This window comes from Candidatus Harpocratesius sp. (genome assembly GCF_054039255.1).
In genome coordinates, this window is the sequence record NZ_JBPLBG010000022.1 from 37,974 (window position 1) to 44,442 (window position 6,469).

General features: G+C 29.9%; 5 protein-coding genes and 1 rRNA gene. 5 read left to right on the top strand and 1 reads right to left on the bottom strand.

The window, feature by feature from the left end; genetic code table 11:
* Entirely contained in the window at window positions 1–795 is a 795-nt protein-coding gene (locus ACXLDF_RS04740) for an ABC transporter ATP-binding protein (RefSeq protein WP_457557348.1), read from the bottom strand.
* Window positions 796–947: 152 nt separating this feature from the next.
* Here ACXLDF_RS04740 and ACXLDF_RS04745 point away from each other — a divergent pair, with 152 nt between their 5' ends.
* From ACXLDF_RS04745 to rrf, 5 genes are all read left to right on the top strand, one after another.
* Complete coding sequence (locus tag ACXLDF_RS04745; protein WP_457557349.1) at window positions 948–1,802, top strand: TrmB family transcriptional regulator; 855 nt, start codon at window positions 948–950, stop codon at window positions 1,800–1,802.
* A gap of 74 nt (window positions 1,803–1,876) precedes the next feature.
* Window positions 1,877–3,445 (top strand): DNA double-strand break repair nuclease NurA, encoded by a 1,569-nt coding sequence (locus tag ACXLDF_RS04750; RefSeq protein WP_457557350.1) that lies wholly within the window; start codon window positions 1,877–1,879, stop codon window positions 3,443–3,445.
* A 424-nt stretch (window positions 3,446–3,869) separates the two neighbouring features.
* On the top strand, window positions 3,870–4,433 hold the full coding sequence (locus ACXLDF_RS04755) for a Rab family GTPase (RefSeq protein WP_457557351.1): 564 nt from the start codon (window positions 3,870–3,872) through the stop codon (window positions 4,431–4,433).
* Window positions 4,434–4,635: 202 nt separating this feature from the next.
* Complete coding sequence (locus ACXLDF_RS04760; RefSeq protein ID WP_457557352.1) at window positions 4,636–5,745, top strand: alpha/beta hydrolase; 1,110 nt, start codon at window positions 4,636–4,638, stop codon at window positions 5,743–5,745.
* A gap of 635 nt (window positions 5,746–6,380) precedes the next feature.
* Window positions 6,381–6,469, top strand: a 5S ribosomal RNA gene (gene rrf / locus ACXLDF_RS04765); the annotation flags it as partial.

Sequence of the window (6,469 nt, forward strand, 5' to 3'; positions counted from 1 at the left end):
TTATGAAACCTCCAATTTTTCGACCTTTTTCATGGATTTTGTGTAAAAAATAAAAACATCTTCCATATTAGGTAATTCAGAAAGATTTTGCTCAAGTTGAACACTCTTTTGCAACATTTCAGGACTACCTTCAGTAATTAAAGATCTCCTCAAAAAACCAACTTTATCGCATTTAATTGATTCTGCTAAATAATGGGTTGTGATTAGAATTGTTTTTCCTTCCTTAGAAAGCGTACGAAAGTAATCCCAAAAGATTAATCGTAACTCTGGATCAATCCCAACTGTTGGTTCATCTAGTATTAATAAATCAGGTTTATGAAGAAGTGCACAAGCCAATGATGCGCGTCTCTGCATCCCTCCAGAACATTTCGAGATAATTCGATCAGCAAATTTATCTAAATCAACTAAATCTAATACTTCAGAAATATTTTTTTTTAATTCTTTTTTTGGGAGTCCGTACAGTTTTCCAAAAAATCGAAGGTTTTGTGAGATAGAAATATCTGTATATAATGTTATATCTTGAGGCATATACCCAACGCGATGAGCACAGTACTTTAGTTGACCAGATGTTTGTTTTCCAAACAACTTAATTTGAGAATTTGGATTTACATTCACTAATCCTAAAATTGCATTAATTGTTGTTGTTTTTCCTGCTCCATTGGGCCCAATCAAACCATAAATTTGACCTGATTCGATTCTAAACGATAGATTTTCTAATGCACAAAAATGGCCAAAATGAACAGAAAGATTTGCTATTTCAACAATAGGTGTTTTTTCTTCTGTAATATTTTGCATTTTTCTCACTTTTGAATTACATATCAAATAGATATAATTTGTGATGAATATTTATAAATAAAAAAAAAAAAAAATTACTACTAGGGTGGTAAGTCCTAGGTTACTACTGTGGTGGTAAATATTTAAATTTTTATTAATTATTCTTTTTATTAATGAGTACTTTCATTGATAATTTACAAAAATTTGAATTCACCCAATATGAAGCTCAAGTTATTGACACATTAGTTCGCTATAATCAATTAAAACCAGCGAAATTGGCACAGTTAAGTCGAGTTCCACAATCTAAGATATATGAAGTTGTTAATCGATTAGAAGAAAAAGGTTTTGTTTTTTTAATTACTGAAGGAAAATCTAAAATTATTCAAATTAAGCCAAAACAATACATAAGAGAGAAATTCGATAACCAATTCAAGAATTATCAATCAATATACAGAAAAATAATTGAACAACTTGATGCGTTATATTTATCCGAAAAAAATCATCCAGTATCAATAATTGGAGTGGCTGGTAGAAAACAAATTGAAGAACAACTAATTCATCTTGTGGAACAAGCAAATATAAGCATAATAGGTGTTTTTCCTCCTGATTTATTGACATCAAATGTTATAAAAGCAATAAACGAGCAAAAAAAACCAATTTCAATCGATTTAATTTTCAATTCAAATAAAGAGTATCAACAGTATGCTAGTAGAATTCAAAAAAGAAGCAATTTACGTTGCTACCTTATATCTTCAAAAGATCGTGCATTTATCCAAAACGCACGAAAAAAAGTTCCAAAGCTATTACCACCTAAAGTGAAAGAATCATTAAGTTTTCAATTATATGAAGGTGTTTTAGAAAAACTTGATAATCATATGGGTTTGGTGATTGTTGATAAAATACAGAGCTTATTCCTTATTCCTATACCTATTGAGACACCCTTAGCAGTAATTAGCTATCTTCCAGATTTAGTTGAATTCCATAATCAAAGTCTTACTCAAGTTATTAAATCTGCAGTTCTTTTATAACAAGTGCTTTTAATAAATTACTAAACCTTCACACTATTTATTTTCAAATGGAAATTCCTTTGTTTGAATGCTTAATGACGCGTGATTTTAATGCATGGGAAGAATCATATTTTTCTCCTGTTTCAACTTCTCAAAGCAAATCATACAAGAAAAATAATTTAGAAAATGATACTTTTAGCACTTATTCACTACAATATTTTAATAAAACACCTTTTCATTCTCGAATAGAACTGCTTTCATTAGATCTTCAAACTCAAATTAACGCAATAAAAACACACTTAGAAGAAAAAAAAAAATTTTTAGATGTTTTTTGTAGTGAATTCTGCTTTCACCCTTTTTTGGACTTAACTCAATATGGAAAATCAACTTTTCATCCTTTTACAGAGTCTACTTTTTTTCAACCTCTGTCTAATACTGCAATTCCAGATATGAAAATTCTCAAAGGGAAAAAAATCGCAGCTGTTGATGGAGGTCTTGGAATCAGGGAATATCAAGGATTAGATCTGACTCTAATTAAGGCAGTTGTTGTAGAATATGATTTTACAGAACCTTCTCATCCTAAGATATCGTATTTTCCTGCAGTTGAAAAGGATGAAAATTTCACTCTCTATTCTGATTTTGGAATTCATCGTTCTCAAAATCTCTCTGCAGTCGCAAATTTTCGTAGAATTTTAGCTGAAAATTCGATGGTGATCAAATATATTGAAAAATGTGAACATGAATCATCATTAAATCCAAATTCTGAAAATTCATTTCCAAATATAATAATACTTGATGGAAGTGTCCACCTTCCCCCTAGTAATCGATTTTACGGGATAATTCAGAAGTCTCCACAATTATGTCTTGATGTTATATATAGTTATCATCATCTCTATAATTTGTGTTCTACTAATAACATTGCTTTAATTGGTTCAGTGAAAGATTCCCGAACAAATCAACTAAGGGATCTAATCATCCGAAGTCTTCCAATTCTATTAAAAAATATAAATACTTCAGGATTTAATTTATCTTCATCATCGTTAATGCATTTTAACTTTAGAAAAGAATTAATGGCATTTTCAGATTATGAATTGCTTTATCGAATTATGCATCCAGGTTTTCGTACGGTAATCATTCAAGAATATCGAAAATTCAAAATAAATCCACCTTCATTATCTTCAATAACTCAAGATTTTAATTATGCACAAAGCAGAAATGAACCTCAGCTAACATCTTTATTATTCAATACAAAAATAGAATATCATGTTTTATATTCATATCTCCGACTTTCTTCTTCAGATTTACCAATTCGCTTTGAAATGTTATGTCCAGCTCAATTAAATTCAATAGAATATAAGAAAAAATTTATTCAAATCATCAATCAATTAACACCATTAGCTATAATTGAACCACAATGCACTTTACCACTCCCTCAGATAGAAGCCCATTTACGCTCACATCTCTCAGAAAAAGATGTTGAATTTATTTTAAAGCCACTTTTAACCCAATTGAACTTTCCTAAAGCAAAATTCAACAATCAGATTATTCATTCAGATATCATTCATGAGAATCAGAACAATTATTTCTCAAAACCACAATTAACGATATCTTTTCAGCCACCATTTCTAGACAATCGCCATAAAAGGCTTGATACTATATTCTAAGCATTCTCTTTTTTCTGATTTCTATTTCATTTTATTTGCATTTTCCAGTTAATTAAAAATTTTTTATTGATTTTCCTACTTTCTTTTCTTTCTGATTAAAGTAAATATTAATTATGGAATTTAAGTTATTAATAATAGCCAAGAGCTATAGTGTTTATTTGAGAAGGTATTTTCTATCGATGAAAATAAATCTCACTCTTGGCTACAATATTCATTTTTTTTATTTCTTCTTGATATTCATTTCAAATATTTTTTATAACTTTTCTTTCACTCCAACTTTATCTTTATCGAATAAATCTTTATTAGTTGGTGCTACATATTATTTTGTAGGATTCGAATTCTTATATTCCAGTTATCCCGTTCAAAAACGGCCAGATATTTCCTATTCATAGAAAAAAAAACAAACCTATATATGGTGACAATATTGAGCACAGATTTTACATACAAACTTCTTATGTTAGGCGATGCGTCAGTTGGCAAAACTAGTCTCACCCATCGATACATTACTGGTGTGTTCATTGATTCGCCCAGACTTACTATTGGTGTCGATTTTTTTTCCAAAAAAGTTAGATTAGTCAACGGTAAGAAGGTAAAACTTCAGATTTGGGATTTTGGCGGCGAGGAGAGGTTCAGATTTTTGTTACCTACATACAGTAAAGGATCCAATGCAGCTCTTTTTCTTTATGACATTACATCTGAAAAATCCTTAGAGAGTATTGGAATCTGGTTAGAAATTGTAAGGAAAAATGCAGGAAATATTCCTATTTTCTTAATTGGATCAAAATGCGATTTAGAGCCCTACCGTAAAGTTTCACCAGAATTTGCGCAAGAAATTGCCATGAAATATTCATGTGTTCAGCATATTGAACTCTCATCCAAAACAGGTAAAAATGTTGAAAATTCTTTTGCATTAATTTCAGAATTATTGTTGGAAGAATCTAATAGACTTTTTAAAGAATATATGCAAATGCAGGAAACAAATCAGTAACTGAAATCAAGAAATCTACATTCTGTAAAAATAAAAAAAAGGAAAAAATACATTATTTATTATTCAATCGATTCATATTCTAAAGTAAAACCATAGAGCGGTCTATAGTTATTCAACTAAAAACACTCTTTATATAATAGATCAAGTTTTTTGAGTTAAATCGTTTGCAATTATAGTTTTTTCCACAATTTTGGTCATTATTATGGAATATCAATCAAAACACCCCCGATATTTGTTGAATACGATACATTCTCGTAATTTAGAAAACAACCCACTCAAAAGTCCTGTAAATCGAATTATTAGTGTTTATCTTCCACCAGATTATTATATTAACTTTGAAAATAATTATCCAGTGGCTTATGTTTTACATGGATATGATGGACATGCAGGAAATTGGCTTTTAATGCCCGATTTGGATTTAATTTCTTGGCAACCAATAAAAATATTAATGAAATCAATCGGAAACGGACTTCATATTGATAAAGTCCCCACGTATCTTCATATTGATAAAATGATTAAACATCATAAGCTTCCACCTATGATTATTGTTCAACCTGATGCAAGTTTGCATCTAAGAGTAAAAGGAGGATTGAAAGGTCTTGATGGTGCCCGCTCAACAAAAGGAAGTTTTTATGTCAATTCCCCTTTTTCTGGTAATTATGCGGATTATATTTCTCAAGATGTAATCAAATATATAGACTCACACTTTCGTACCATTCCAGATCGTGAACACCGCGTCTTAATAGGTGGTTCAATGGGTGGTTTTGGCGCACTTTATTTGGGTCACAAATTCTCTAATCTTTTTTGTGCATTTGCCGCCTTGAGTCCTGCTAATACACTATTAAAACAATTACAGTGGGAATTGGTTGTTCCATTAATTTCACGGTTATTAGGACATCGATTAGCTCAAAAATTTGGAAAAATGATGTTTGAAGATATTTTAGAGACTCAAGATATGATTTTTTCGGGAAATAGGCCCCTTCTTCCAAGTTTAAAGTTCGATTCTAAAGGAATTTTAATATCATATGATGAACAAGCGTGGAAAAACTGGGAAAAATATGATTTATTACGAATTTATAGAGTGAATCCTGAAAAATTACAATCTATGAAAATTTGGTTGTCTTGCGATTCTCATGATGAATATGGATTATTTTCGTTTGCCCAAAATATGCATGATCTTTTAAAAGAAATGGATGTTCCACATTATTTTTCATTAGAGCATGATCCCCGAACAGAGCTCTCTCCACATATCTTTGGTATTGCCTTTGATTTTCTGAATGCGTTACAATACTGCACCCAAGATTTTCTTTAGAATTCTATAAAAATATAGAAGCGATCTTGAGAAATTGTAATTTTTCAAATTTTTTTAACTAGATGTTCATTTTTTTTGGTTTTTTGTAAAGATAAATTTTCTATAATTCTTATAAATAAGAAAAGGTAATCTATATTCAAAGCTCGCTAGCTCAAATGATTTAGCGATTAAAGTTATCGACGAGTAATCAATACTATCATAAGAGAATTCAGTTAAAAATGAATTTCAATATTTTAAAAAAAAATTTATTCGCACATGGATATTTCAGTTAAAGGTGGTAAAAAGTAGAGAATATGGAATATGAAAATTACTGATATCTCATGATCGAAATTATATGTGAACAAGAATTAGTTGGCCTCGAAGAAAGTAGAATTTAACCAAAAAGACATTTTTTTTATTTTTTAATTTTCTTTTTTCTATGATTGTTCTAAATATTTATTGATGTATTTCATTTACATTATGTTAAAAATAAGGTTGTTGAAATTGTCCCACAATAATTCTTTGATATTTTCCAGTATTTTCCTTATTTTATCAGGATTTCCCTTTTCAATTCAATTTCAAGAAAGTTCAAAAAGGATGGTGGGAATTGGGCGCGACAAGGCAAGTTTAAATATTTTGCATTACTGAATTAATTGTCTCTCGGTCATAGGTCGGAAGTTCCATCTGTTCCCATTCCGAACACAGAAATTAAATTCCGATGCGTTTAAGTAAGTAGTGATATCTC

Coding starts and splice junctions, on each gene's coding strand:
- ACXLDF_RS04740 (WP_457557348.1), bottom strand. CDS start 795: ATGCAAAATATTACAGAAGAAAAAACACCTATTGTTGAAATAGCAAAT.
- ACXLDF_RS04745 (WP_457557349.1), top strand. CDS start 948: ATGAGTACTTTCATTGATAATTTACAAAAATTTGAATTCACCCAATAT.
- ACXLDF_RS04750 (WP_457557350.1), top strand. CDS start 1,877: ATGACGCGTGATTTTAATGCATGGGAAGAATCATATTTTTCTCCTGTT.
- ACXLDF_RS04760 (WP_457557352.1), top strand. CDS start 4,636: ATGGAATATCAATCAAAACACCCCCGATATTTGTTGAATACGATACAT.